The sequence below is a fragment of the Paenibacillus sp. FSL P4-0127 genome, assembly GCF_038007325.1.
Lineage (GTDB): Bacteria > Bacillota > Bacilli > Paenibacillales > Paenibacillaceae > Fontibacillus > Fontibacillus macerans.
Window position 1 is genome coordinate 3,467,857 of the sequence record NZ_JBBOWY010000001.1, and the last position, 23,634, is coordinate 3,491,490.

At 55.3% G+C, this 23,634-nt stretch carries 28 protein-coding genes; 26 read left to right on the forward strand and 2 right to left on the reverse strand.

Annotated features, from left to right (window positions below; genetic code table 11):
• Positions 1-56 precede the first annotated feature (56 nt).
• Both NYE74_RS15520 and NYE74_RS15525 read left to right on the forward strand, forming a co-directional pair.
• Positions 57-1,766 carry a proline--tRNA ligase gene (locus tag NYE74_RS15520; protein WP_124332946.1) on the forward strand — a complete coding sequence of 570 codons (1,710 nt, stop codon included), beginning with the start codon at positions 57-59 and terminating at the stop codon, positions 1,764-1,766.
• A 77-nt stretch (positions 1,767-1,843) separates the two neighbouring features.
• Entirely contained in the window at positions 1,844-2,818 is a 975-nt protein-coding gene (locus NYE74_RS15525; protein ID WP_036621713.1) for a patatin-like phospholipase family protein, read from the forward strand.
• 391 nt (positions 2,819-3,209) lie between these two features.
• Here NYE74_RS15525 and NYE74_RS15530 read toward each other — a convergent pair whose 3' ends face one another.
• A complete protein-coding gene (locus tag NYE74_RS15530) occupies positions 3,210-3,539 on the reverse strand; it encodes a hypothetical protein (protein ID WP_036621715.1) in 330 nt (109 codons plus the stop codon).
• 7 nt (positions 3,540-3,546) lie between these two features.
• A complete protein-coding gene (locus NYE74_RS15535; RefSeq protein WP_036621717.1) occupies positions 3,547-4,545 on the reverse strand; it encodes a DUF1385 domain-containing protein in 999 nt (332 codons plus the stop codon).
• A gap of 168 nt (positions 4,546-4,713) precedes the next feature.
• On the opposite strand from NYE74_RS15535, the gene NYE74_RS15540 reads away from it, so the two are divergent.
• The 24 genes from NYE74_RS15540 to NYE74_RS15655 all read left to right on the forward strand — a co-directional run bounded on the left by NYE74_RS15540 (position 4,714) and on the right by NYE74_RS15655 (position 23,572).
• Complete coding sequence (locus NYE74_RS15540; RefSeq protein ID WP_082207733.1) at positions 4,714-5,313, forward strand: YqhR family membrane protein; 600 nt, start codon at positions 4,714-4,716, stop codon at positions 5,311-5,313.
• A gap of 75 nt (positions 5,314-5,388) precedes the next feature.
• Entirely contained in the window at positions 5,389-5,835 is a 447-nt protein-coding gene (gene aroQ / locus NYE74_RS15545) for a type II 3-dehydroquinate dehydratase (RefSeq protein ID WP_036621719.1), read from the forward strand.
• Between the two features lie 51 nt (positions 5,836-5,886).
• The gene (locus tag NYE74_RS15550) at positions 5,887-6,960 is read left to right on the forward strand and encodes a M24 family metallopeptidase (RefSeq protein ID WP_036621721.1); all 1,074 of its coding nucleotides are present in this window, start codon (positions 5,887-5,889) and stop codon (positions 6,958-6,960) included.
• A 169-nt stretch (positions 6,961-7,129) separates the two neighbouring features.
• A complete protein-coding gene (efp, locus tag NYE74_RS15555) occupies positions 7,130-7,687 on the forward strand; it encodes an elongation factor P (protein WP_036621724.1) in 558 nt (185 codons plus the stop codon).
• 221 nt (positions 7,688-7,908) lie between these two features.
• Positions 7,909-9,162, forward strand: coding sequence for an aspartate kinase (locus NYE74_RS15560; protein WP_036621726.1), 1,254 nt, complete (start codon positions 7,909-7,911; stop codon positions 9,160-9,162).
• 482 nt (positions 9,163-9,644) lie between these two features.
• Entirely contained in the window at positions 9,645-9,911 is a 267-nt protein-coding gene (locus NYE74_RS15565; RefSeq protein ID WP_036627938.1) for a YqhV family protein, read from the forward strand.
• A gap of 151 nt (positions 9,912-10,062) precedes the next feature.
• A complete protein-coding gene (gene spoIIIAA, locus NYE74_RS15570; RefSeq protein ID WP_240751862.1) occupies positions 10,063-11,061 on the forward strand; it encodes a stage III sporulation protein AA in 999 nt (332 codons plus the stop codon).
• Entirely contained in the window at positions 11,054-11,572 is a 519-nt protein-coding gene (gene spoIIIAB, locus NYE74_RS15575; protein ID WP_036621732.1) for a stage III sporulation protein SpoIIIAB, read from the forward strand. The genes spoIIIAA and spoIIIAB overlap by 8 nt, the downstream gene beginning before the upstream one ends.
• A gap of 59 nt (positions 11,573-11,631) precedes the next feature.
• Positions 11,632-11,835, forward strand: a complete 204-nt coding sequence (spoIIIAC, locus tag NYE74_RS15580; protein WP_036621734.1) for a stage III sporulation protein AC — start codon at positions 11,632-11,634, stop codon at positions 11,833-11,835.
• 10 nt (positions 11,836-11,845) lie between these two features.
• The gene (spoIIIAD, locus tag NYE74_RS15585) at positions 11,846-12,235 is read left to right on the forward strand and encodes a stage III sporulation protein AD (protein WP_240751861.1); all 390 of its coding nucleotides are present in this window, start codon (positions 11,846-11,848) and stop codon (positions 12,233-12,235) included.
• 63 nt (positions 12,236-12,298) lie between these two features.
• Positions 12,299-13,498: a stage III sporulation protein AE gene (gene spoIIIAE / locus NYE74_RS15590; RefSeq protein ID WP_124333687.1), complete on the forward strand. Its 1,200-nt coding sequence runs from the start codon at positions 12,299-12,301 to the stop codon at positions 13,496-13,498.
• A gap of 43 nt (positions 13,499-13,541) precedes the next feature.
• Positions 13,542-14,369 (forward strand): stage III sporulation protein AF, encoded by an 828-nt coding sequence (spoIIIAF, locus tag NYE74_RS15595; protein WP_036621741.1) that lies wholly within the window; start codon positions 13,542-13,544, stop codon positions 14,367-14,369.
• Positions 14,370-14,386: 17 nt separating this feature from the next.
• On the forward strand, positions 14,387-15,028 hold the full coding sequence (gene spoIIIAG, locus NYE74_RS15600; RefSeq protein WP_036621744.1) for a stage III sporulation protein AG: 642 nt from the start codon (positions 14,387-14,389) through the stop codon (positions 15,026-15,028).
• 191 nt (positions 15,029-15,219) lie between these two features.
• Entirely contained in the window at positions 15,220-16,065 is an 846-nt protein-coding gene (locus NYE74_RS15605; protein ID WP_124333688.1) for a SpoIIIAH-like family protein, read from the forward strand.
• Between the two features lie 168 nt (positions 16,066-16,233).
• Positions 16,234-16,719 (forward strand): acetyl-CoA carboxylase biotin carboxyl carrier protein, encoded by a 486-nt coding sequence (gene accB, locus NYE74_RS15610; RefSeq protein WP_036621750.1) that lies wholly within the window; start codon positions 16,234-16,236, stop codon positions 16,717-16,719.
• A 56-nt stretch (positions 16,720-16,775) separates the two neighbouring features.
• On the forward strand, positions 16,776-18,119 hold the full coding sequence (gene accC / locus NYE74_RS15615; RefSeq protein WP_036621753.1) for an acetyl-CoA carboxylase biotin carboxylase subunit: 1,344 nt from the start codon (positions 16,776-16,778) through the stop codon (positions 18,117-18,119).
• Positions 18,120-18,234: 115 nt separating this feature from the next.
• Positions 18,235-18,642: an Asp23/Gls24 family envelope stress response protein gene (locus tag NYE74_RS15620; RefSeq protein WP_036621756.1), complete on the forward strand. Its 408-nt coding sequence runs from the start codon at positions 18,235-18,237 to the stop codon at positions 18,640-18,642.
• A 68-nt stretch (positions 18,643-18,710) separates the two neighbouring features.
• Positions 18,711-19,250, forward strand: coding sequence for an alkaline shock response membrane anchor protein AmaP (amaP, locus tag NYE74_RS15625; RefSeq protein ID WP_036621759.1), 540 nt, complete (start codon positions 18,711-18,713; stop codon positions 19,248-19,250).
• A 14-nt stretch (positions 19,251-19,264) separates the two neighbouring features.
• Positions 19,265-19,498, forward strand: a complete 234-nt coding sequence (locus tag NYE74_RS15630; protein WP_036621763.1) for a DUF2273 domain-containing protein — start codon at positions 19,265-19,267, stop codon at positions 19,496-19,498.
• Positions 19,499-19,663: 165 nt separating this feature from the next.
• A complete protein-coding gene (nusB, locus tag NYE74_RS15635; RefSeq protein WP_036621766.1) occupies positions 19,664-20,113 on the forward strand; it encodes a transcription antitermination factor NusB in 450 nt (149 codons plus the stop codon).
• 29 nt (positions 20,114-20,142) lie between these two features.
• On the forward strand, positions 20,143-21,000 hold the full coding sequence (folD, locus tag NYE74_RS15640; RefSeq protein WP_124333689.1) for a bifunctional methylenetetrahydrofolate dehydrogenase/methenyltetrahydrofolate cyclohydrolase FolD: 858 nt from the start codon (positions 20,143-20,145) through the stop codon (positions 20,998-21,000).
• Positions 21,001-21,015: 15 nt separating this feature from the next.
• Positions 21,016-22,392, forward strand: coding sequence for an exodeoxyribonuclease VII large subunit (xseA, locus tag NYE74_RS15645; RefSeq protein WP_036621771.1), 1,377 nt, complete (start codon positions 21,016-21,018; stop codon positions 22,390-22,392).
• A 7-nt stretch (positions 22,393-22,399) separates the two neighbouring features.
• Positions 22,400-22,651, forward strand: a complete 252-nt coding sequence (gene xseB, locus NYE74_RS15650; protein WP_036627940.1) for an exodeoxyribonuclease VII small subunit — start codon at positions 22,400-22,402, stop codon at positions 22,649-22,651.
• Positions 22,652-22,696: 45 nt separating this feature from the next.
• The gene (locus NYE74_RS15655; RefSeq protein WP_036627941.1) at positions 22,697-23,572 is read left to right on the forward strand and encodes a polyprenyl synthetase family protein; all 876 of its coding nucleotides are present in this window, start codon (positions 22,697-22,699) and stop codon (positions 23,570-23,572) included.
• Positions 23,573-23,634: the final 62 nt, after the last annotated feature.

Consider the following 23,634-nt stretch of genomic DNA (forward strand, 5'->3'; position numbering starts at 1 on the left):
GTGTCTTTTTGCGTTTATACGGCTTATTTCATGAAACGATAAGGAGGTCATCTGCGATGCGTCAAAGCCGGTTATTGCTGCCTACGCTAAGGGAGGTTCCGGCGGAAGCCGACTCGGCCAGCCATGCTTGGCTGCTTCGGGCCGGTTATATCCGCCAATTGGCTGCGGGGGTTTATACCTATTTGCCTCTAGGAAGACGCGTTCTTCACAAACTCGAACAAATCGTCAGAGCGGAGATGGATCGGGCCGGGGCGCAGGAGTTGCTGCTGCCGGCGCTGCAGCCGGCCGAGCTCTGGCGCGAGTCGGGCCGTTATTCCCGTTACGGAGCCGAACTTATGCGGCTCATCGACCGTCACGGCCGGGAATTTGTGCTTGGACCGACTCATGAGGAAGCGATTACCAGCTTGCTTAAAGGGGAGGTTCATTCTTACCGGAAGCTGCCGGTTACGGTATATCAAATTCAGACCAAGTTCCGGGATGAACGGCGCCCCCGCTTCGGCTTGCTGCGCGGCCGGGAATTTTTGATGAAGGATGCCTATTCTTTTGACGCGGACTGGGCCGGTCTCGATGTTTCCTATTCAATGATGTACCAGGCGTACCGGAATATTATGCAGCGTTGCGAACTGAACTATCGCGCCGTGGAGGCGGATTCCGGCACGATTGGGGGCGAAGGCGGGTCCCATGAATTCATCGCTTTTGCCGGCATCGGCGAGGACGTTGTCGCGGTCTGCGATCACTGCGAATACGCGGCCAATATCGAAAAAGCCGCCTCACTGCATCACAACGCGACTATACCGCCGCTGCCCGGTGATGCCGCTTGGGAAAAAATTCATACGCCCGGAGTGCATAGCATCGAGGAATTGACACAGTTTTTGCAAGTTACGTCCGCCGCGCTGATCAAAACGTTGATTTACGTGCTGGACGGCAAACAACCGGTGGCTGTGGTCGTACGCGGGGATCATGAAGTCAACGAACTGAAGGTGCAAGCCTATATGAACGCCGAAAGCATTGAGCTTGCCGACCCGGCTGCGGTTGAACGAGCAACCGGCGCTCCGCCCGGTTTTGCGGGGCCTCTCGGATTAAAGATTCCGATTCTTCTCGACCGGGACGTCAGCACACTGCCGGAGGGGATTGCGGGAGCGAATGAACGTGATTACCACCTGCGGCATGTTAGTCCGGCCAAAGATATCGTAACGAGTTATATCGGGGATTTCCGCAATGTCATGGAAGGCGAGACTTGCCCGAAATGTCAGGCCGGCAAGCTGACGTTGTCTCGCGGAATCGAAGTGGGCCATATTTTTAAATTGGGTACAAAATACAGCCAGATGCTCGGGGCGTCCTATTTGGACCGGAACGGCAAGCGGCAGGATATGATTATGGGATGCTACGGCATCGGTATCTCGCGTTTGCTCTCCGCCGTGGTTGAACAGCATTACGACGAGCGCGGAATCGTTTGGCCGGCGGCCCTGGCTCCTTATCGGGTGCATATCATTCCCGTATCCGTGAAGGATAGGCAGCAAATCGAACTGGCCGAACAACTGTATGAGCAACTGGCCCGCAAAGGAATCGAGGCGCTGCTGGACGATCGCGACGAACGCCCGGGCATCAAATTCAATGATGCCGACCTGATCGGCATCCCCTACCGTATTATTGTCGGGAAAGCCGCCGGACAAGGCGAGATCGAATTTATGAAACGCGGGGAAGCGGAAGTGGAGAAGATGACCTTAGAGGAGGCGCTTTCCCGCATCACGGCTCCGTTAGAATAAATCTCCGCATACGTACAACCTCCGCCATCATACATAAGCAGTAGACTTGTGTATGGGATGGGGGGCTTTGGAATGCGATGCTGATGAACGGCGTGTTTGAAGGCGGGGGCGTCAAAGGCATTTCGCTGACGGGAGCGGTAAGGGCGGCCGAAAAATACGGGGGGAAGTTCTATCGCGTAGCCGGCACCTCATCCGGGTCAATCGTGGCCTCGTTGATCGCGGCCGGGTATACCGCGGAAGAGATGAAGGACATTATCTTGTCCACGTCGTTTTCCCGTTTTCTTAAACGGGCGCGGATTTTTAATATGGCCCTCGTCGGGCCGGCGCTCCGAGTGCTGCTGAAAAAAGGGCTCTACTCGGGCGAGGGGTTTGAGGATTGGGTCAGGCAAGTTTTGCTGGCCAAAGGCGTAAGGACGTTTGCCGACCTCCCCCAAGGCAAGCTGACGATCATCGCATCGGATATTACGAACGGCAAAATCCTGATACTGCCGGACGATTTGGCCAAAATAGGCCTGCGGCCGGAATCGTTCGAGGTCGCCAGGGCCGTGCGCATGAGCTGCAGCATTCCGTATTTTTTCGATCCCGTGCTGCTGCGCCTGCCGCCGAAGCTGGCCAAAGGCAAGCCTTTTTCCGAACAGTTCCTTCATATCGTCGACGGCGGCCTGCTCAGCAACTTCCCGCTTTGGCTGTTTGACCAGGAAACGCCGCGCAGCGGAGAGCGGATTCCGACGGTCGGGTTTCAAATGGTCGGCAAAAACACCAACCAGCCCCACGACATTCGCGGGCCGTTTTCCATGCTGCAGGCGATCGTGGAAACGATGCTGTCGGCGCACGATGAACGTTATATCGAACAATCGAACCGCTACCGGACGATAAAAATTCCGACGTTAGGGTTTCCGACGACGCAGTTTGAAATTAGCGAGGAGGAGAGCCTGCTCCTTTACGAGTCGGGCCTGCGCGCCGGCGAGCGGTTTTTCGGCAAATGGAACGCTCAATATTATGAGGAGCAATTTAATAAATATCAGCAGGCGAATCCGGGCGCTTTTAAATGACAGGTAAGGATGTCCCGGGAAAAAGACGGGCGAAATCCACTAGCGTTGCATGAACTGGGGAAATGATCATGTTTTCAAGCCGATAATGCGCCCGCCGGAAATCTAACGGTTGTAGCAGCGGCTAATTTGCGAAAAAAGCCTTTTTCAAAACTCTAACGGTTGTGATCGCCGTTATTTGCCTGAATCTAAGCAAACTAAGCCGGAATTCAGTGAAATAAGCGCTATGGCAACCGTTAGAATATTGGTGCGGCTAGAAAATGTATCTTGGCAGATTTAACGCAACGGCTAGTGGGTGAAATCTAAAAAAGCAGGGCGAAAGCCATCTTGTATGGCTATACGTCCTGCTTTTTTCAGATAGATTGCTTTAAGCGAAAGTTCTGAACAACCTATTTTAGTGGTATTTGGGCAAGTCGTCGTCATTTTTGCCTTTTTGGCCGTCAATGACTTGAAAAGGATAAGATTTGCGTCTTTCGCCGGAAGAACTGCGCCGTTGTTCAGCGGCCACTTTGGCCATCGTCCGCGCGGAAGGCTTGACTTTGGGCTGCTGCTTCTTCCGGTATTTCCGCGGCGGGAACTTGTATAGCAGAAATACTATGCCGACGATGGCGACCGGAACGATGATGTTCGCCAAACTGATGATATGGCTAACGAATATTCCGTTAACGATGCCGATTACGACCAGGAGCATGATGATCCAAAACATGATGCCTTGTTTTTTCATGCTTTCATCACCCTTTCAAAGGATCCAAAGCTGAACTTACCGGCGATTCCACGACATGAACTTTCTCCAGTTCGGCATCCAGCTCGCGCATGCGGTTGAAAGAAGCGATCGACACTTCCACTTGATCGTCGGTCGGTTCTTTAGTGGTCAGAAGCTGGAGCCAAAGACCCGGATACCCGAGAAAACGCAGCACCGGAATATCCCGCACGGCGTTGGTGAACCGCAGCAATTCAAAAGAGATGCCAATAACCAGCGGGAGCAGCAGAATCCGGATGTACATCCGTTCCCATACCGTATCCCAGCTGAAGATCGGCAGCGAATAAATGATGACGCCGACGATAACCGTCAAAATAATAAAGCTGCTGCCGCAGCGGTAATGCAAACGGCTGTATTTTTGCACGTTTTTGGGCGTTAATTCTTCTCCCGCCTCATAGGCGGAGATAACTTTATGCTCCGCGCCGTGATACTGGAACAACCGCTTGACGACCGGAGTTTGCGAGATAAGCCATAGGTAAGTCAGCAGCAGCGCGATTTTGATGACGCCTTCCACGAGCGTATGCAGCGTTTGGCCCGCAAAAGCGTGCTGGAACAAATACTGCTCAAGCAGGGCGGGAACCAGCGTGAAAATGAGTTTGCCGACGATAAAAGACAAAACCCCGGCCACGGCAACGCCGACCAGCATCGTCAGCGAAAAGCCGGACTCCTCCTTTTCCTTCTGTTTGGCGCGTTCCTCCGGTTCCACCTCGTCATCGGCCATGGCTTCGGCGGAATAATTGAGATGTTTGGAGCCTTTGGCGCTGGAATCGACGATGCTGACAATGCCGCGGATGAGCGGAATTTTGCGCAGCATTTTGACCCAGTCTTTATCTTGTTTGGGAACTTCAAAGAAAGTAATTTCTCCCGTTTTACGGCGCACGGCCGTCACATTAACATGTTTACCACCGAACATAACGCCTTCTATAACGGCTTGGCCGCCGTAAATCGCGGGTGCAGATTGCTCAGGCAAGCATTTCACCTTCCTACAATGATATAAGTTATGTGCGAACGGACGGCGGGCGTCATTCGTAATAAATCCATTGTATCGAACTTTAGGGGCAAATTCTAGTTGTTTAGGCTTTTTGGAATTGAGCATACTAACCAACAAAATATTTCTAATTGGGAAGGATGAAAGCGCATGAATCAACCGCAGCGGGAAAGACGGGAACCCGAAGGGAACGAGCGGGAGCTTTCGCGGGGAGGCGGGCATGAAGAAAACCTGCAATTTTACGGGCAGGGCTGGCGCCAACACAGGAGGGAGCGGACGAACATTTGGATCTATTCGCTCGAGATCGGTTTTTTTGCCGGCCTGATCTGGGGAGGCATCAAAGGTTTTTTTTATTTCTTGCGGTTCACGACGGTTATCCCCGGATATCTGGTGGAGCCCTTTTTTAAAAGATCATTTTTATACAGTCAACCCGGCTATTATGTCGGATGGCTCTCCTTCATCGTTTTTTCCATTTTGGCAACGCTCATTTATACGCTCCTGTTCCGCAAGCTGAAAGGTCCGGGACCGGGAATTTTGTACGGCATCGTTTGGTGGGGGCTCATCTTCGGCATCCTTGGCCCGGCGTTCGGAATGACCCGCCCGCTGCTTGAGCTTTCGAAAGATACGCTTATCAGCGAATTTTGCCTCTATTTATTATGGGGGTTGTTTATCGGCTATACGACTGCGGAGGAATATACGGACGAGCGGGAACGCGAACCGAAGAAATCTCCGGGGGGCGTGCTGCAGTAAGACAAAAAGCTTCTCAAGCGGCTCTCTTCTATGTTAAAATTACTTTTGGTTATTTTTCGGGAAAGGGGAGAGCTTATGCACCGAATCCTGGTTATGAACGGACCGAACCTGAACCTGCTGGGCGTTCGCGAACCCGGCGTCTACGGATCCGAGACGCTTGGCGACATCGAAGAGCGTTTGCGGAAGCTGGCGGAGGACCATGAATTTGAGCTCTCGTTCTTTCAATCGAACCATGAAGGCGCGCTGATCGACCGGATTCATGAAGCCTTCGGGGCCGTTGACGGAATTTTGCTCAATCCCGGCGCGCTTACGCATTACAGTTATGCTCTGCGGGATGCTTTGACATCGGTGAACATTCCCGTCGTGGAGGTGCATTTGTCGAATATCCACGCGCGCGAGGCCTTCCGGCACACTTCGGTCATCGCCCCGATTGCGGTGGGACAAATTGCCGGTTTCGGATCGTACGGTTATGAAATGGGACTGCTTGCGCTCAAACGCCATCTACAGACGAAAAAGGCCTGAACTGGCGGATCGCGATAGCGGGCTCTAAGCGAAAATAAGGGAGAGTTTTTTATGGCGAGCACTCGAGTTGTTCGGCTTCGCGAAGCGATGAAGCTTCAGAATATCGAAGCGGTGCTGATTACCGGAGAGGTGAACCGCCGCTATTTGACGGGATTTACGGGAAGTTCCGGCTACGTGCTGGTTACCCTGGACAAAGCTTGGCTGCTGACGGACTTCCGTTACTTGACCCAAGCTGCCGAACAGGCGCCCGGGTTTGAGATCGTCGACCACGGCGCATCCGTTACGGGAGCGATCAAGTCTTTGCTGGCTAAGGAGAACCTGGATCGCCTCGGGTTTGAGGAAGAGCATGTCGTTTTCTCGGTTTACCGCACCTATGAACGCGAATTGCAACCGATCGCGCTTGTACCGGTGAGCGGGCTGGTGGAGGAGCTCCGGCTGTACAAGGACAGCGAGGAATTGGCGCTGATGAAAGAGGCCGCGGAACTGGCCGACCGCACGTATCTACATATGCTGGACGTTCTGAAGCCCGGCGTCAGCGAATGGGACGCGGCGCTGGAGCTGGAAACGTTCATGCGCAAGCACGGAGCCGAGGGCACTTCGTTCGATACGATCATCGCCTCCGGGGAACGGTCAGCTCTGCCGCACGGCCGGGCCAGCGGGCGCATCATGCAGACGGGCGAACTGGTGACGATGGACTTCGGCGCGTTTATGAACGGGTATTGCTCCGATATCACCCGTACCGTCGCTTTAGGCAAACCGGCCGACAAGCTGCGCGAAATTTACGATGTCGTGCTGGAGGCGCAGCTGCACACGCTGGAGCATCTTCGTCCGGGCATGACCGGCCGGGAGGCGGATGCGCTGGCCCGGGACGTGATTGCCCGCTACGGCTACGGCGAGTATTTCGGGCACAGCACCGGACACGGTCTCGGCATGGAAGTTCACGAAAATCCGCGCGTATCCAAAACGAGCGATACCGTGCTTCAGCCGGGCATGGTTGTCACGGTGGAGCCGGGCATTTATTTGCCGGGTCTCGGCGGCGTGCGCATCGAGGACGATGTCGTCATCACCGATTCCGGCGTGCGGCGTTTGACCGAATCGGCGAAGGACTATATCGCGATCGGCTGACAAGCGGCCTCGGCGGGTAGGCCAAAGGCAAAAGCCGGGGGAATGGCGGGGTTACGCGGGTACTCCCCGAATGTGGGGTAACAGCAGCTAACAAACGTCACTGTTAATTTAGGGTATTCTTTTAAAATAAATATAATAAATTTGTTAACCCACTTGAGGAGGTACTTTTGTGATTTCAGTAAACGATTTTAAAACAGGCTTGACCGTAGAGGTGGACGGCGACATTTATACGGTGCTGGAATTCCAGCACGTTAAACCGGGCAAAGGCGCGGCTTTCGTCCGCTCGAAGCTGAAAAACCTGCGCAACGGCAACACGGTGGAAAAAACATTCCGCGCCGGCGAGACGATCAGCCGCGCTATGATCGAAAACCGCGACGTTCAATACTTGTACGCCAGCGGCCAGGAGCACACCTTCATGGACAACGAGACTTACGACCAATTTACGCTGTCGTCGGATCAGTTGGAATGGGAGCTGAACTTCCTGAAGGAGAACATGAACGTTAAAATCGTCAGCTACCAGGGCGAAATTATCGGGATCAACCTGCCGAACAGCGTGGAGCTGAAAGTTATCGAAACCGAGCCGGGCATCAAAGGCAACACCGCCACCGGCGCAACCAAAAACGCCAAGGTCGAAACGGGACTCAACGTTCAGGTGCCGCTCTTCATTAATGAAGGCGACGTGCTGCTGATCGATACGCGCGAAGGTAAATATATTTCGCGGGCCTAAGCGGTTTAGCGATGAAGTTTCGGACGGGGGCGGCAGGGCGGTGAACCTGGCGTTCCCTTAAGAATGCTGCATCCTCCACCTTTCAAGGTGGGGGAATTTTTTGTAATGACCGCCAAAGCATTGACGACCTTCGGGTCCTTCGTATTATACTGGTTTAAAGCGTTACTGGTTCAAATGGTTGAATGCTCATAGGATAACGGGCACATTAGGGAGGGTCTGACTTGGCTTTATACGTGATGAAATTTGGAGGCAGCTCCGTCGGCGACACGGAGCGGATGCAGCGTGTGGCAAAGCGCGTTGTCGACAAGCAAAAGGAAGGGCACCAGGTCATGGTGGTCGTCTCGGCGATGGGGGACACCACCGATGATCTGATCGATCAGGCGAAGCTGCTCAGCAAGGAACCGCCGCTTCGGGAAATGGATATGCTGATGACGACCGGCGAACAAATTTCCATTGCTTTGCTGGCGATCGCGATAGATGCGCTTGGCGCCAAAGCGGTTTCGTATACGGGATGGCAAGCCGGCTTCCGCACAGAATCGGTTCACGGCAAAGCGCGAATCACCGATATCCAGCCGGAGCGCGTGCTGAAATCGCTGGAGGAAGGTTACATCGTCATCGTTGCCGGATTCCAGGGCATGACCGTGGACGGCGAAATCACGACGTTCGGCCGCGGCGGTTCCGATACGACGGCGGTGGCGTTGGCGGCCGCGACCAAGGCGGATACCTGCGAAATTTATACCGACGTGGACGGCGTCTATTCGACCGATCCGCGGATCGTAAAAAACGCACGCAAACTGAATGAAATTTCGTATGACGAGATGCTGGAGCTCGCCAATCTGGGAGCGGCCGTGCTGCATCCCCGCGCGGTGGAATACGCCAAACATCACCAGGTGCGCCTCGTCGTCCGCTCCAGCTTTAACCATAATGAAGGCACAGTAGTGAAGGAGGAAGCCAAGATGGAGCAAGGAGTAGTTGTCAGCGGGATCGCTTACGATAAAAATGTAGCCCGGATCAGCATTATGGGGGTTTCCCACGTTCCCGGCGTGCTCGCCAAAGTGTTCGGTTCGCTGGCGGAAGCGAAAATCGACGTCGACATTATCGTCCAGAGCGGCGTACAGGACGGCAAGGCCGATTTCTCCTTTACCGTTGCTTTGTCCGACTGCGAAAAAGCGCTGCAGGTGCTGGAAGGCATCCGCAGCGGGCTTCCGTATGAAGATGTGACTTCGGAAGACGGCTTGGTCAAGGTTTCGATCGTAGGCGCAGGCATGGTCAGCCATCCCGGGGTTGCCGCGCAAATGTTCGACGTGATTTCCAAACAGGGGGTCAACATCAAGATGGTCAGCACCTCGGAAATCAAAGTATCGTGCGTCATCGACGCCGACAAGTTAAATGAGGTCGTGACCGCGCTGCACACCGCTTACGGCCTGGATACGGAAACGCAGGCGTTTGTCGGCGGGCCTAAGGACCGTCGGTAGACCGGCGCAAAACGAAGCGGATATACGTTTTTTGCATAAGAGGCATCTTCAAGCCGGCGGCTTGGGGGTGCCTCTTTCCACAACTATTCTAACGGTTGCCATAGCGCTTATTTCACTGACACCCGGCATATTTTGCTTAGATTCAGGCAAATAACGATTCTCACCACCGTTAAAATTTTGAAAAGGGCTTTTTTCATAAATAGCCGCTGCTGCAACCGTTAGATTTCCTGCAAGCTCAATTTAATTCGAACACCTAAGCCTTTCCCGGGAAAACTGAAATGTATCAAGGCAACAAGTTGTCTTGTGCAGGAGCGGCAGGGGAAACCTCATACCCGCATACCCATCAATCCCTCCCCTTGCACACAACGTATATACGATGAAGGACCTCGCCGGCGGCGGGGTCTTTCTTTTCTATTAATAAATAGAAAAATACGGGCATATCGTTAAGAGAGCACCATTTGGACAAGGAGGCGAAGGTGGATATGCTCGATAAATTTGTAGTCAGCATGGCGACGCTGCGAATGTTCTCCGGGACCGTCGAGATTTTGGCGGCCCTGCTCATGCTGAAGCTGGGAAGGGTGGATAAGGCGCTGGCCGTCAATTCGGCGCTGGCATTCGTCGGACCGACGGTTCTGCTTGTCACGACGTCCATCGGACTGGCCGGAATCGCCGACAAGCTGTCCTGGGGAAAAATGATTTGGATCGGCTGCGGCGTCGCCTGTCTCTTAATTGGGATTTTGAAGAAATGATAGATTGCCCGGAATAATGACAAAGTACAGGCATACATATGAGGTATAGCAAAAAAAATCATTAAAGTTAGAGTTCAAAAGTCAGGTATTTCGTGAGCAAAAGATGACTTTTTGAACAGCCTCTTAAGATTAAGAGTTTTGGGGGTACGCCATGAACCCAAGTTGGTTAACCGTATTTCCCGACAACATCCGGGCTTTGCTGCTCAAGCTGCCGCCTTCCATTTTTCCCGTTCTGGAAGAGATTCGCATTCGCGAGGGACGCCCGCTTGAGATTAATTCAGGCGGCCGCTACTATTTTGTGACACCGGACGGAAGCCTGACGCAAAATCCGGAGGCAGCCTACAAGCCGGGAAAACAGGACGGCAACCGGCTGCTGGATCTGATCACCAACCACTCGCTTTATACGATGGAGGAAGAGCTTCGCAAAGGCTTCATCACGATAGCGGGGGGGCACCGGATCGGACTGGCCGGCAGGACTTTGCTAAGCGGAGGTAAGGTGGAGCATTTGCGCGATATCAGCGGATTTAATGTGCGGATCGCCCGGGAGGTCAAAGGCATCGCCGACCCGATTTTGCCAAGGCTGCTCGATTTCAAGCGCAGAAGCGTATACCATACGCTGATTTTGTCTCCCCCGCAGCAAGGCAAAACGACATTGATCCGCGATTTGGCCCGGCAAATCAGCAGCGGAACCTGGGGGCACCCGGAGGCGTCCTGGCCGGGGCTGAAAGTGGCCGTCGTCGATGAACGTTCGGAGATCGCCGGCTGCAAAAAAGGCGTTCCCGGATTTGACGTCGGTCCCCGCACGGACGTCATGGACGGCTGTCCGAAAGCGGAAGGGATCATGATGATGATCCGCTCCATGTCGCCGGACGTGCTGATCGTGGACGAGATCGGGCGGCCGGAGGATGCCGAGGTTTTGGCCGAGGCGCTGCATGCCGGGGTGCGCGTCATCTGCACGGCGCATGGGGCAAGCTTGGACGACCTGTCCTCGCGGCCGGCGTTGGCCAAGCTGTCGGAAACCGGCTTTTTCCAAATGTACGCGGTGCTTGCGCGGACGGAAAAGGGACTGGCTTTCAGGCTCTGGGACGGAAAACGGCGGGGAATCCAGCTGCACGGGGCGGAATGGAAAGGCAGGGAGGAGCATGCTTAAAATGTTCGGGGCCGCGCTCGTCATTTTGGCGGCAACTTTGGCCGGATGGGTGCAGGCGAGGCAGTTCGCCAGCCGGCCGAACCAGATCCGCAGGCTGATCCTGGCGCTAAAACGGCTGGAAACCGAAATCATGTACGGTTTTACGCCGCTTCCCGACGCGCTGCGGCGGATCGGGGAACAAAGCCAGGAGCCGGTAAGAGCCATCTTCGTCACCGCGGCGGACAACATGAGCGCCTCCAACCGTTTGAGCGCCCAGGAAAGCCTGGAGCAGGCCGCCATCAACGTTTGGCAATTTACCGCCATGAAGGCCCCTGAGCAGGAGGTGATCCGCCAGCTCAGCTATACGCTTGGGACAAGCGACCGGAAGGATCAGTTAAGACATCTGGCGACGGCCGTCCGGCAGCTGGAGAGCGAGGAATCCGCGGCCCGGGAAGAGCAAGCCCGCTATGAAAAAATGTACCGCAGCCTGGGGCTTTTATGCGGAGCGTTCATCGTCATTCTGTTCTACTGAATTCATTTCCCTCCAGGGCTGATTGTCGCCTGTGAAATCGATCGTGAGGTGCCAAATCAATGAACATAGAAGTGAACGCCATATTTCAAATCGCGGGCATCGGCATTATTATCGCCATGATCCATACGGTGTTGAAGCAGATGGGAAAAGAGGACATGGCGCATTGGGTAACGCTGATCGGGTTCGTCGTCGTGCTGTTTATGGTCATCCGGCTGCTGGACAATCTGTTTCAAGAAATCAAATCGATCTTTTTGTTCCAGTAGGTGAGCTCCGGTGGAAATTATCCAGGTTGTAGGGCTGGGACTGATCGCGACGGTGCTGATTCTGGTCATCAAAGAACAAAAGCCGATGTTTGCCTTTTTGATCGCCGCCAGCACGGGCATCCTCATTTTTCTGTATCTGATCGGCAAAATCGGGAGCATCATCGAGGTGCTGGAGGATTTGGCCAAAAAATCCGGCGTGCAGATGATCTATCTGAAAACGATCCTGAAAATCATCGGCATCGCCTACATCGCCGAGTTTGGGGCGCAAATCGTCCGCGACGCGGGGCAGGAAGCCATCGCTTCGAAAATTGAAATGGCGGGCAAGGTGCTGATCATGGTGCTCGCGATCCCGATCATCAGCATCATTATAGAAACGGTAATCAAGCTGCTGCCGGCTTAAAGTGGAAGTTCAGAAAGTCAGGCTTTAGCACCGAACAACCTCTTAAAGAGGGTGGGGAGACGGATGATAGGAACGACAAACGAGCTCTGGCGCGGCAAAACGCTGTTTCTGATCGTCCTCGGCGCTCTGCTGGTGTGGTTGATCCCGCAGGTCTCGCTTGCCGAAGGCGCGGACGGAGGCTGGATCAAGCGGCAAGCCGAAGAGCTGCCGACCGACCAGGTGGAGACTTACTGGCAGCAGCTGATGAAAGATTACGGCGGATTTTTTCCCGATCAGAAGCTCCCGTCCTTTATGGATATGCTGCTTGCGCAAGATCAAAGCTTCAGCCTAAAGACGGGATTAACCGGTCTGATGAAATATATGTGGCACGAGGTCCTGTATAACGGCCGCATTCTGGTAACGATCGTGCTGCTGTCCATCTTCAGCATGATCCTGGAGACGCTGCAAACGGCGTTCGAACGCAATCAGGTCAGCAAAGTCGCGTACTCCATCTGCTATCTGGTCATCCTTGTGCTGGCGATCAACAGCTTCCATGTGGCGATTACGTACGCCAGCAATGCCATCGGCGGCATGATCGACTTCATGATGGCGATGGTGCCGCTGCTGTTCACGCTGCTGGCCTCCATGGGCGGCGCGGTCACCGTCACGGTCACTCATCCGCTCGTCGTGTTTATGGTGCACGCGGTCGGCACGGCGGTGCATACGATCGTTTTCCCGCTGCTCTTTTTCTCGGCGTTGCTGCATATCGTCAGCTCCCTGTCGGACAAATACAAGCTGACCCAGCTCGCCGATCTGCTGCGCTCCATCAGCATGGCGTTGCTCGGGGTGCTGCTGACCGTCTTCCTGGGGGTCATCTCCGTGAAAGGCATCGCCGGTTCGGTGACCGACGGGGTGACGCTGCGGGCGGCTAAATATTTAACCGGCAATTTCGTGCCGGTCGTCGGCAAGGTGTTCGCCGACGCGACGGACACGGTGATCTCCGCGTCGCTGCTGGTGAAAAACTCGATCGGGCTCGTCGGCGTCATCATTCTGTTGTTTCTCTGCGCTTTCCCGGCGATCAAAATCATCACGCTGGCGCTGATCTTCAACCTTTCGGCAGCGGTGATGCAGCCGCTTGGCGATTCGCCGATCGTCACCTGCCTGGAAACGATCGGCAAGAGCATGCTGTACGTTTTTGCCGCGCTCGCGGCCGTCGGGCTGATGTTTTTTCTGGCGATTACGATCATGCTCACCGCCGGCAACATTACGGTCATGATGAGGTAAGCGCGGGGGGCGCCCCGCCGGAAACGGGAAGGTGATCCAAGCGATGAACTGGCTAGCGGAATGGCTGAAAGAAATCATTTTTATCGTACTCATCGCCGTCTTTGTCGATCTGCTTCTCCCCAATCGCGCGATGGAACGCTACGTCAAGCTTGTCGTGAGCCTGCTGATCTTGCTGACACTGATCTCCCCGGTCATGCGCTTCTTAAGCTCCGATGCCAAGAAAGAGCTGGAAACGGCTTTTTCCGAAAGCATCGAAGGGCTGGAGAACGAAGCGGCCGGGCAAAGCACGGAAGCGATTTTGCGGCAGGGCGAAGAACTGCGCCAGAAGCAGGAAGCCGAGGCGCTGCAGTGGGCGGGGGAAGAAACGGCGCGGCAAATGAAGGAGCAGATCGAACGCGAGACCGGGCAGCCAGTAGAGCGGGTATCGGTTAAACTGACCACAAAACCCGCGAAGACGGGGGCGGACAAGGAAGGCGCGAGCCCGCCGGCAGCGGAGCCGGTCATCTCCGAAGTTGAGGTGGTCATGGCCGAGGCCAAGACGGAATCGTCCGACGCGGACAGCAATGCTTCCGGGCGGGGGCCGGAGATAACGGTTGCACCTATCGAAAAAATAACGGTCCGCGTTGGCGCAAACACAAATGAGAGTTCCGAACAAAGGCCAAGCAGCGGTGCGAACGACCCAACCACTGAGGCGATGGCCGGCTCCGGTGGCGACACGGTGGAAAGGAAGCGTTCCGGAGAGAATGGGAATCTCGTGAATGAAGCGGTGCCGGAAATGCTCGTGACACAAATTGAGGAGCTGCTGAGCAAAAACTGGGGGGTTGCCGAAAATGCCGTAACGATCATCCGGCCGCAGGCGGAAAAAAGCTAGTCGGGAGGTGAAGGGACATGCCGGGATGGCTGAAAAAGCTTGAGCAATGGATCGGCAAAGGCGCGGACGGGAAGAAGCGCGCAAATACGTTCCGCCTGCTGCTGATTCTCGGATTGGCAGGCATCGCGATTATGCTGTTCAACTCTTTTGTGAACGTTAAGGAGGTGGATAACGGGGGGGAAGGCCGAGAACCGCCGGTGATGCAGGATCTGGCGTCCGAGGCCATGGAAGAGAGCGCCGCCGGCGGCGAATTCAACAGCATTGAGTTGTCGCTGGAGAACAAAACGAAGGAGATTTTGGAAAAAATCGTCGGCGTCGGCGCGGTGGATGTCCTCGTTACGATCGATTCGACGGAGGAGGTCGTCGTGCAGCGCAACGTAAAGGATACCCAGGAATTGACGGAGGAGAGCGACGCGGACGGGGGGAGGCGCCATGTGACGCAATATACCCGCGACGGTCAAATCGTGACTTACGAAAATTCCGGCAGCGAGCAGCCCATCGTCACAAAAAAAATCAAGCCGAAAATCCGCGGGGTTCTCGTCGTCGCGAGGGGGGCAGAAAACAAAACGGTGAAAGGCCTGATCGTGGACGCTGTCGAGAAGGGATTAAATGTTCCGGCGTACCGGATATCCGTCGTTCCCCGCAAGCAGTCCCAGTAGTTCTCAGAGCCGCTTTCTTAAGAAGAGGGAGTTATGCTCACAAACCAAAGCGGATGCTGCCGAAGCAAGTTTTGTTCGAAGCTTATTCAGGAAGCAACGCTCACAAAACTAAGCCTATGCTTTCGAAGCAAGTTTTGTTCGAAGCCTATTCAGGAAGCAACGCTCACAAAACTTTTAGGAGGAATCTTTTTATGAAATCCAAAAGACAAACGATTTGGCTTGTATCGATGCTCAGTTTGATGGTTGTTTTATCGGCTTATTATCTGTTTACGGAAGAAGGGCCGGCGCCTGCGGCGAAAACCGACGGCCAGCAGGTCAGCATGGACGGCGGAACGGCTCAAAACGGCGGCCTGGAGGGGTCCGGCTTGTCCGCCCAAGATGAAGTGATCCTTTCCGAAGTCGCCAGCGACGGCGAAGCCGGCAGCGCTGCCGTTACCGACGACGAAGCCGCCGCGAAGACGGATGATTCCCAGGCTGCAAAAGAAGAAGCCGCAACCGAAGAAAGCGGCGCGGCCGGCGGCGCGGCGGACGCGTCCTCCCAAAATGGCGGAAAAGAAGCGGCCAAAGAGGGGAATAGCGCGGCCGAAGGGGACAAAACGGCAGAACCTTCCGCAGGCGCAGGGGGACCGCAGCAAACCAAAACCGACGAAGATGTGTTGAAACAAATGGAGGCGCAAGGCATCGCTTCCTCCGATTCGCTGACGGCCTATCAGTTTGAGCGGACGCAGGAAAACCTGAAAAAGCAGGAAGAGCTGATGCAGGCGATCAACGATGAAAAAAAATCGCTGGAAGAGTCCGCCATGGCGCAGCAAGAGTTAAGCGCTTTGGAGGAAAAAGAAGAGAAAATTTACGATATCGAGGAAAGACTGCGCCAGCAATATGCCAACGCCGTCGTGGCCGAAGATGGCAACAAATACAAAGTCGTGGTCGTCAGCGAAAAAATGGAGGCCAAAGAGGCCGTAAGCATTATGGACCTGGTGATGAAGGAGCTTGACGTGTCCCAGGATAAAGTAAGCGTGCAATACGTCACGCAGTAAAGCACGGCCGTATGTTGGGATGGAGAATATGCAAAGGTTAGGAGGAGTCCGGGGAAGCTTGGACTCTTTCCATTTTGATCGATTGTGATATAATACATAAAGCTATGAACTGATGGTCCAAGCAATAGGCTAAGGCTTTCCCGACAAAGTGAAGGAGAGAGTGAAGACATGTTTAATTTGAACGAAATTAAAGAATTGATTGAATTGGTAGACAAAACGTCCATTCAGGAAGTGGAAATTGAAAACGAAGGCGCGCGCCTTTGCATTCGCAAGCCGGGAAAAAGCGAAATCGTCCAAGTGCAGCCGCAGCTGGCAGCTGCCGCTCCGCAAAACGTTCCGGCGGCCTTGGCGGTCGCTCCGGCCGTGAACGAACCGGCGGCTCAGCCTGCGAAACCGGCCGAAAACGCAGCTAACCTGCATACCATTGCTTCGCCGATGGTGGGAACCTTTTATCGTTCATCCTCCCCGGATGCTCAGCCTTACGTCAACATCGGGGACAAGGTTGGCGAAAAAACCACGGTCTGCATTATCGAAGCGATGAAGCTGATGAACGAGCTGGAGGCCGAGGTCAAGGGCGAAATTATCGATATTCTTGTGGAAAACGGCCAATTGGTAGAGTACGGACAACCTCTCTTTTTGGTGAAGCCGGAGTAAGTCGGGGGCCAGCCGCCCCTGATTTTTAGTGAGAGGGCAAGGAGGATGGATGACAGATGAAATTTCATAAAATATTGATCGCGAACCGCGGCGAAATCGCGGTGAGAATCATTCGGGCATGCCGCGAGCTGGGGATATCCACGGTCGCGGTTTATTCTGAAGCCGATAAGGATTCGCTGCACGTGCGGCTTGCCGACGAAGCTTACTGCATCGGCCCGACGCTGTCCAAGGACAGCTACCTGAACCTGACCAATCTGATGAGCGTGGCGACGCTCACCGAATGCGACGCCGTGCATCCGGGCTATGGCTTTTTGGCCGAAAATGCCGATTTCGCGGAGATTTGCGGGTCCTGCAACATCACGTTTATCGGCCCGTCTCCGGAAGCGATCACCCGCATGGGGGATAAAGCGGTGGCCAAACAAACGATGAAGGATGCGAACGTTCCGGTTATCCCCGGTTCCGACGGCCTGATCGAGGATTTGGACGAAGCGGTCATGATCGCCCGCGATATCGGCTATCCGGTGATCATCAAAGCGACCGCCGGCGGCGGCGGCAAAGGCATCCGCATCGCCGAGGACGAAGAATCGCTGATCAAGCAAATCACCACGGCCCAGCAGGAAGCCCAAAAGGCTTTCGGCAACGCCGGGGTGTACCTTGAAAAATATTTGACCGGCATGAAGCACGTGGAGATCCAGATCATGGCCGACAAACACGGGAACGCCGTTTACCTCGGCGAACGCGACTGCTCCGTGCAGCGCCGCCGGCAAAAGCTGGTGGAGGAAGCGCCGTGCCCGGTGCTGACTCCGGACAAACGCCGCGAAATGGGCGCGGCCGCCGTGCGCGCGGCCTTGGCCGTCAATTATTCCGGCGCGGGAACGCTGGAGTTTTTGCTGGGCCCGGACGGCCGGTTTTACTTCATGGAAATGAATACGCGGATTCAGGTCGAGCATCCGGTCACGGAGATGGTCACCGGCATCGATCTCATTCGCGAGATGATTTCGGTGGCCGAAGGGAACCCGCTTTCCTTCACGCAGGACGATGTGCAGCTGAACGGCTGGTCGATCGAGTGCCGGATCAACGCCGAGGACCCGTCGCGCAATTTCATGCCTTCGCCGGGCAAAATCGGCTTTTACCTGGCCCCGGGCGGCCCCGGCGTTCGCGTGGACAGCGCCGCATACCCCGGATATACGATCTCCCCGCATTACGATTCGATGATCGCCAAGCTGATCGTTTGGGGGACGACAAGGGAAGAAGCGATTGCGAAGATGAAGCGGGCCTTGTCCGAATTCGCCATTGAAGGCATTCATACCACGATCCCTTTTCACCAGAAGCTGTTGAATCATCCGACCTTCGTCAAAGGCGATTTCGATATTAAATTTTTGGAAGAAAACGAGATTTAAGACGCTTGCCGGAAGTTTGTCATAATGAATCCAAAATGATATAGTATGTATAATAAGTGCGCAGTATCAAGGATTTGAGCAGCGTCATACTTATTGAGAGGTGGATGAATAGAAAATGAGTACATTGCCTACGGAATTCGAACGCACGGATATCGGGGAAATCCAGATCGCTCCGGAAGTGATCGAAGTGATCGCCGGTTTGGCCACCGTCGAGGTGAAAGGCGTGGCCGGCATGAGCGGCGGTTTCGCCGGCGGCATCGCCGAACTGCTGGGGAGAAAAAATCTTTCCAAGGGCGTTAAAGTCGAAGTCGGACAACGTGAAGCGGCCGTAGACGTATCCGTCATCATCGAGTACGGCAACCGTTTGCCTGAAGTCGCCTCGGAAATTCAACGCAACGTCAAGCGTTCCATCGAAACGATGACCGGCCTGAACGTAGTGGAAGTGAACGTGCATATCCATGACGTCATTTTTAAGGCGGCTGAAAAAGCCGAAGAAGCCGAACCGACTCATCGCGTAAAATAGTGAACTCTTAGGTGAAAGCCCCCGACCAATCAGGGTCAGGGGTTTCTTTTAAGGAGGCTGTACCCGTCGTGGCCAAAATTTTAGACAGACTTTTGCTGTTTATTTACAGCTTGAGCATCGGAATTTTATCCGTCATCGCGATCCTCCTGTTGACGGACGCCGTGCCGCCCGATTTCTATGCGGCCCAGGAAAGAAACCTGTACATAGCGGCTTGGGTGGTGGCCGTCGTGTTGTTTTTGCTGAGCATCCGCTTTTTTTACATTTCGGTAAAAAGAGAGCGCGGCTCCCTGCCGTCCATCAATCAACGTACGGAATACGGAGATATTCAAATTTCCGTGGATACGATCGAAAACTTGTCGTACAAAGCGGCTACCCGCGTGCGCGGCATCAAAGAGGTCAAGACGCGAATCCGGATTACGGAAGCGGGCTTGGAAATCGTGGTAAGAGCCCTTGTGGATGGAGAAACCTCGATTCCCGCCCTAACGGAGGAAGTGCAAAAACAGGTTCACGATCATGTGGAGGAAATTACGGGGATTCCCGTATCCTATGTTTCGGTTTACATCGCCAACCTGGTTCATTCGCCTGCCGTCAAAAGCCGGGTTGAATAGGGGTGAGTAGCGGGGTGTTCTGGAAGCAATTGTGGGAGAGTCACAGGGGACGCTTGCTGGGCGTGGCCGCGGCGGTGTTTCTATGCCCGATTTATCTGTTTTTCGGATTTTGGAATATGCTGTTTTGCGCGCTGCTTCTGTTTATCGGGTATACGATCGGCAAGCAAAAGGATTTGGATCAAGGCCCGCTGTTGCCCTGGGGCGAGATCTGGGAATGGTTGTCTTCGCGCTGGCGTCCTTTCAAATGATTCCTGTGATAAGCTTTCTCCGGAAAAAGACGATGTTGCCATTTTGTGGAGAAAGCTTGTTGCGGGTTTTTTTTGTGCGCAGAGAAGGTTTTGGCGAAAAAGTGATGATCGGCACGTTTTTGGTCCATGCTGAAAAGTAGGATCGTGATTATAAGGAGGAAGCAGATGAAACGGCGATTGGCGAGAGAAATTGCAATTCAAAGTTTGTATCATATGGAAATGAACGAAGTGGAAGCGGAAGAAGCGGTTTCGATGCTGCTTTCCGAAGCCGCGGGCGATAACGAGGGCGAAGTCAAATTGTCCGATGCCGAAGGAGACAAGGCGTTTGTCCTTGAGCTAGTCAACGGGACCTGGAGCCGAAAAGACGCGATTGACGGACTGCTGTCCGACTATTTGAAGGGCTGGCAGATCAGCCGGCTGTCGAAAGTCGACCGCCAAGTGCTGCGGCTGGCGGCGTACGAAATGATATTCCGCGACGACGTTCCGGGCAAAGTGGCCGTCAACGAGGCGATCGAGCTCGCCAAGCATTTCGGCACCGAGGAATCGGGCAAATTCGTAAACGGCGTGCTCGGCAAAATGATTCAGGACGTGGATCAGCTTAAAAGCAAAATCTAAACCATTATACCGGCAGAGGAGAGATGACAATGTCAGCACCGATTATTAACGGAAAACAAGTTTCGCAGGATATCCGCGCGAGCCTTCGCGAAGAAGTGGAAGAGCTTAAGAAGCAAGGGCTTACTCCCGGTCTTGCCGTCGTTCTCGTCGGCGAAGATCCGGCGTCCCAGGTTTACGTGCGCAACAAGGAAAAAGCCTGCCATGACCTGGGCTATTATTCCGAAGTTCACCGTTTGCCGGCATCAACCTCGCAGGAGGAGCTGCTGGCGCTGGTGGACAAGCTGAACCGCCAAAACAACATCCACGGGATATTGGTGCAGCTTCCGCTGCCGAAGCATATCGACGAGAAGGCCGTCATCGACGCGATTTCCGTGGACAAGGACGTCGACGGGTTCCATCCCGTCAATGTCGGCAACCTGGTGATCGGAGATGACAGCCTGCTCCCTTGTACGCCTGCGGGAGTCATCGAATTAATCAAGCGCGCGGGCGTAGAAATCGCGGGCAAGCATGCGGTAGTGATCGGGCGCAGCAATATCGTCGGCAAACCGGTGTCCCTGCTGCTGCAGCGGGAGAACGCGACGGTCACGATGTGCCATTCGCGGACGGCGAATATGAAGGAATTGACCAAGCAGGCGGACATTTTGGTCGTGGCGATCGGCCGGGCCAATTTCGTGGACGCTTCCTATGTGAAGCCGGGCGCGGTCGTGATCGACGTCGGCATGAACCGGCTCGATAACGGGAAGCTGGCCGGAGACGTCGATTTCGACAGCGTCAAGGAAGTTTCCGGTCCGATTACGCCGGTGCCCGGCGGCGTCGGCCCGATGACGATTACGATGCTGATGCAAAACACGCTGATCGCCGCCAAACGTTTGCAAGGATTGGCGTAAAGGGGCCGGTCTGTCGTGGAGCAGCGGATATTAACGATCAAGGAATTGAACCGCTATATCAAAATGAAGCTGGATTCGGACCGCCTGCTTTCGGAGGTGTGGATTCGCGGGGAGATTTCCAATTTTACGCACCATTCCAGCGGCCATATGTATTTTACGCTGAAGGATGAAAGCAGCCGGGTCAAATGCATCATGTTCGCCTCGTACAACCAGCGTCTGCCGTTCAGGCCGAAGGAAGGGGCGAAAGTGATCGCCCGGGGCAATGTGACGGTGTATGAGCGGGACGGGCAGTACCAATTTTATGCGACCCAGATGCAGCCGGACGGGATCGGCAGTCTGTATCTCGCCTTCGAACAGCTGAAACAGAAGCTGGAGGCGGAAGGACTGTTCGCGCCGGAGCGCAAGCGGCCGCTGCCGCGCTTTCCGCGCACGATCGGCGTCGTGACGTCGCCGACCGGCGCGGCGGTGCGGGATATCCTGACGACGCTGCAGCGCCGTTATCCGCAAGCGGCCGTGATCCTGTACCCGGTATTGGTGCAGGGCAAAGGCGCGGCGCCGTCTATCGTCAAGGCGATCCGGGCGCTGAACGCCATGGGCGAAGCCGACGTGCTGATCGTCGGCCGCGGCGGCGGCTCGCTCGAGGAGCTGTGGGCGTTTAACGAGGAGCAGGTCGCGCGGGCGATCTATGAATCGGCGGTGCCCGTCATCTCGGCCGTCGGCCACGAGACGGACTTCACCATCGCCGATTTCGCCGCCGACCTGCGCGCCGCCACGCCCACCGCCGCCGCCGAGCTCGCCGTGCCGCATACGGCCGAGCTGCGCGCGCTGCTGCGCCAGCGCGAGCAGGTGCTGCAGCAAGGCTTGCAGCACCGCCTGCAGCAGGCGCGCGAACGGCTGCGCCGGCTGCAGCGCTCGCCGGCGCTTCTGCAGCCGCGGCGCAGCCTGCTCCAGCACGCGGAGCGGCTGGACCGGCTGTCCATGCGGCTGGCGAGCCGCATGGAGACGCGCCTTACGCTAAGCGGCGCGTCCCACGACCGCCTGCATCAGCGGCTGCTGCGATACCACCCGCAGGAGGCGCTGCGGTTCGTCAAGCGGCGGCGGCAAGAGGCCGACCGGCTGCTGCGGCAGGCGATGCTTGGCGCGCTTAAGGAGAAATCCCGGCTGCTTCAGGCGGGCATCCGCCAGCTTGACGCGCTGAGCCCGCTCAAAGTCATGGGCCGGGGCTACAGCCTCGTCTACGATGAGCGGGGGGAAAAGCTGATCAAAACGTTGGCGGATGTTGAGCCCGGCGATATAGTAAAGGTGAAAATAACGGACGGGGAACTCGATTGTGAGGTAAGGAGCATGATGCGGGAAGGAGCTGGACAAGATGAAGGAACGGGAAGCGCTTGACTTGGGGATGGCGGAGCAACCGGAAAAGAACTTTGAAGAAGCGATGAACGAGCTGGAGAATATCGTTTCGGAGCTGGAGCGCGGCGATGTGCCGCTGGAAAAAGCGATCGATCTGTTCCAGCAGGGCATGCGGCTTTCCCAGCTGTGCAGCCAAAAGCTGGCCCAGGTGGAACGCAAGATCGAAATGATCGTTGAAGAGGATGGAGAAATAGGGAAAAAGCCTTTTCAGCCGCCTTCAGGCGACAGCGAAGATTTCTAAGGAGAGCGGTGAATAGCTTTGCAAAATTCGGCGATTGAACAATATATGGCGGAGGTCTCGGAACTGGTGGCCTCCCGCCTGCAATCCGCGATCCCCGCGGAATGGACCGTGCCGGAGACGCTGGGCAGTTCGATGAAATATTCACTTATGGCAGGGGGCAAGCGGCTGCGGCCGCTGCTCGTCGTGGCTGCGGCGGAGGCGCTGGGAGGAAGCCGGGACGCTGCGCTGCCCGTCGCCTGCGCCGTGGAAATGGTGCATACGTATTCGCTGATCCATGACGATTTGCCGGCCCTGGACAACGACGACTATCGGCGCGGGAAGCTGACCAATCATAAAGTGTTCGGGGAAGCGATGGCGATTTTGGCCGGGGACGGTCTGCTCACCCACGCTTTTTACAGCATTGCGCAGGCGGGACGGGGGTACGGGGTGCCCGCGGAGCAGGTGCTCGCGATTGTGGAGGATCTGGCGCGTTATGCCGGCCCTTCCGGCATGGTCGGCGGGCAGGTGGCCGATATGGAAGGGGAGCAGGGCTTAACCGAACTGGAGCAGCTGCAGTATATCCACGAGCATAAAACCGCGGATCTGATCGTTTTTTCCGTCAAGGCCGGCGGAAGAATCGCCGCGGCGGCGGAAGAACAGCTGAAAGCGCTTGAACAATACGGCCGCTGCCTCGGACTTGCTTTTCAGATTCAGGACGATATTCTGGATCTCGTCGGCGACGAGCGCAAGCTCGGCAAAAAAACGCAAAGCGACGTCAAGCAGCAGAAAGTGACCTTTCCTTATTTTCTGGGCCTCGAAGCTTCCCGCGCCGAGGTGGAAAAGCTCACGGCCGCGGCCAAAGCCGCGATCGGAAGCGGAATCGTGCCTCATCCGGAGCGTTTGTTGGATATAGCCGATGTCCTGGTGCGAAGGGACCACTAAGTTTATTTTTTACCGTTAGACGGGGCTTGATCGATTTCGACAACATCGTGACATATGGTATA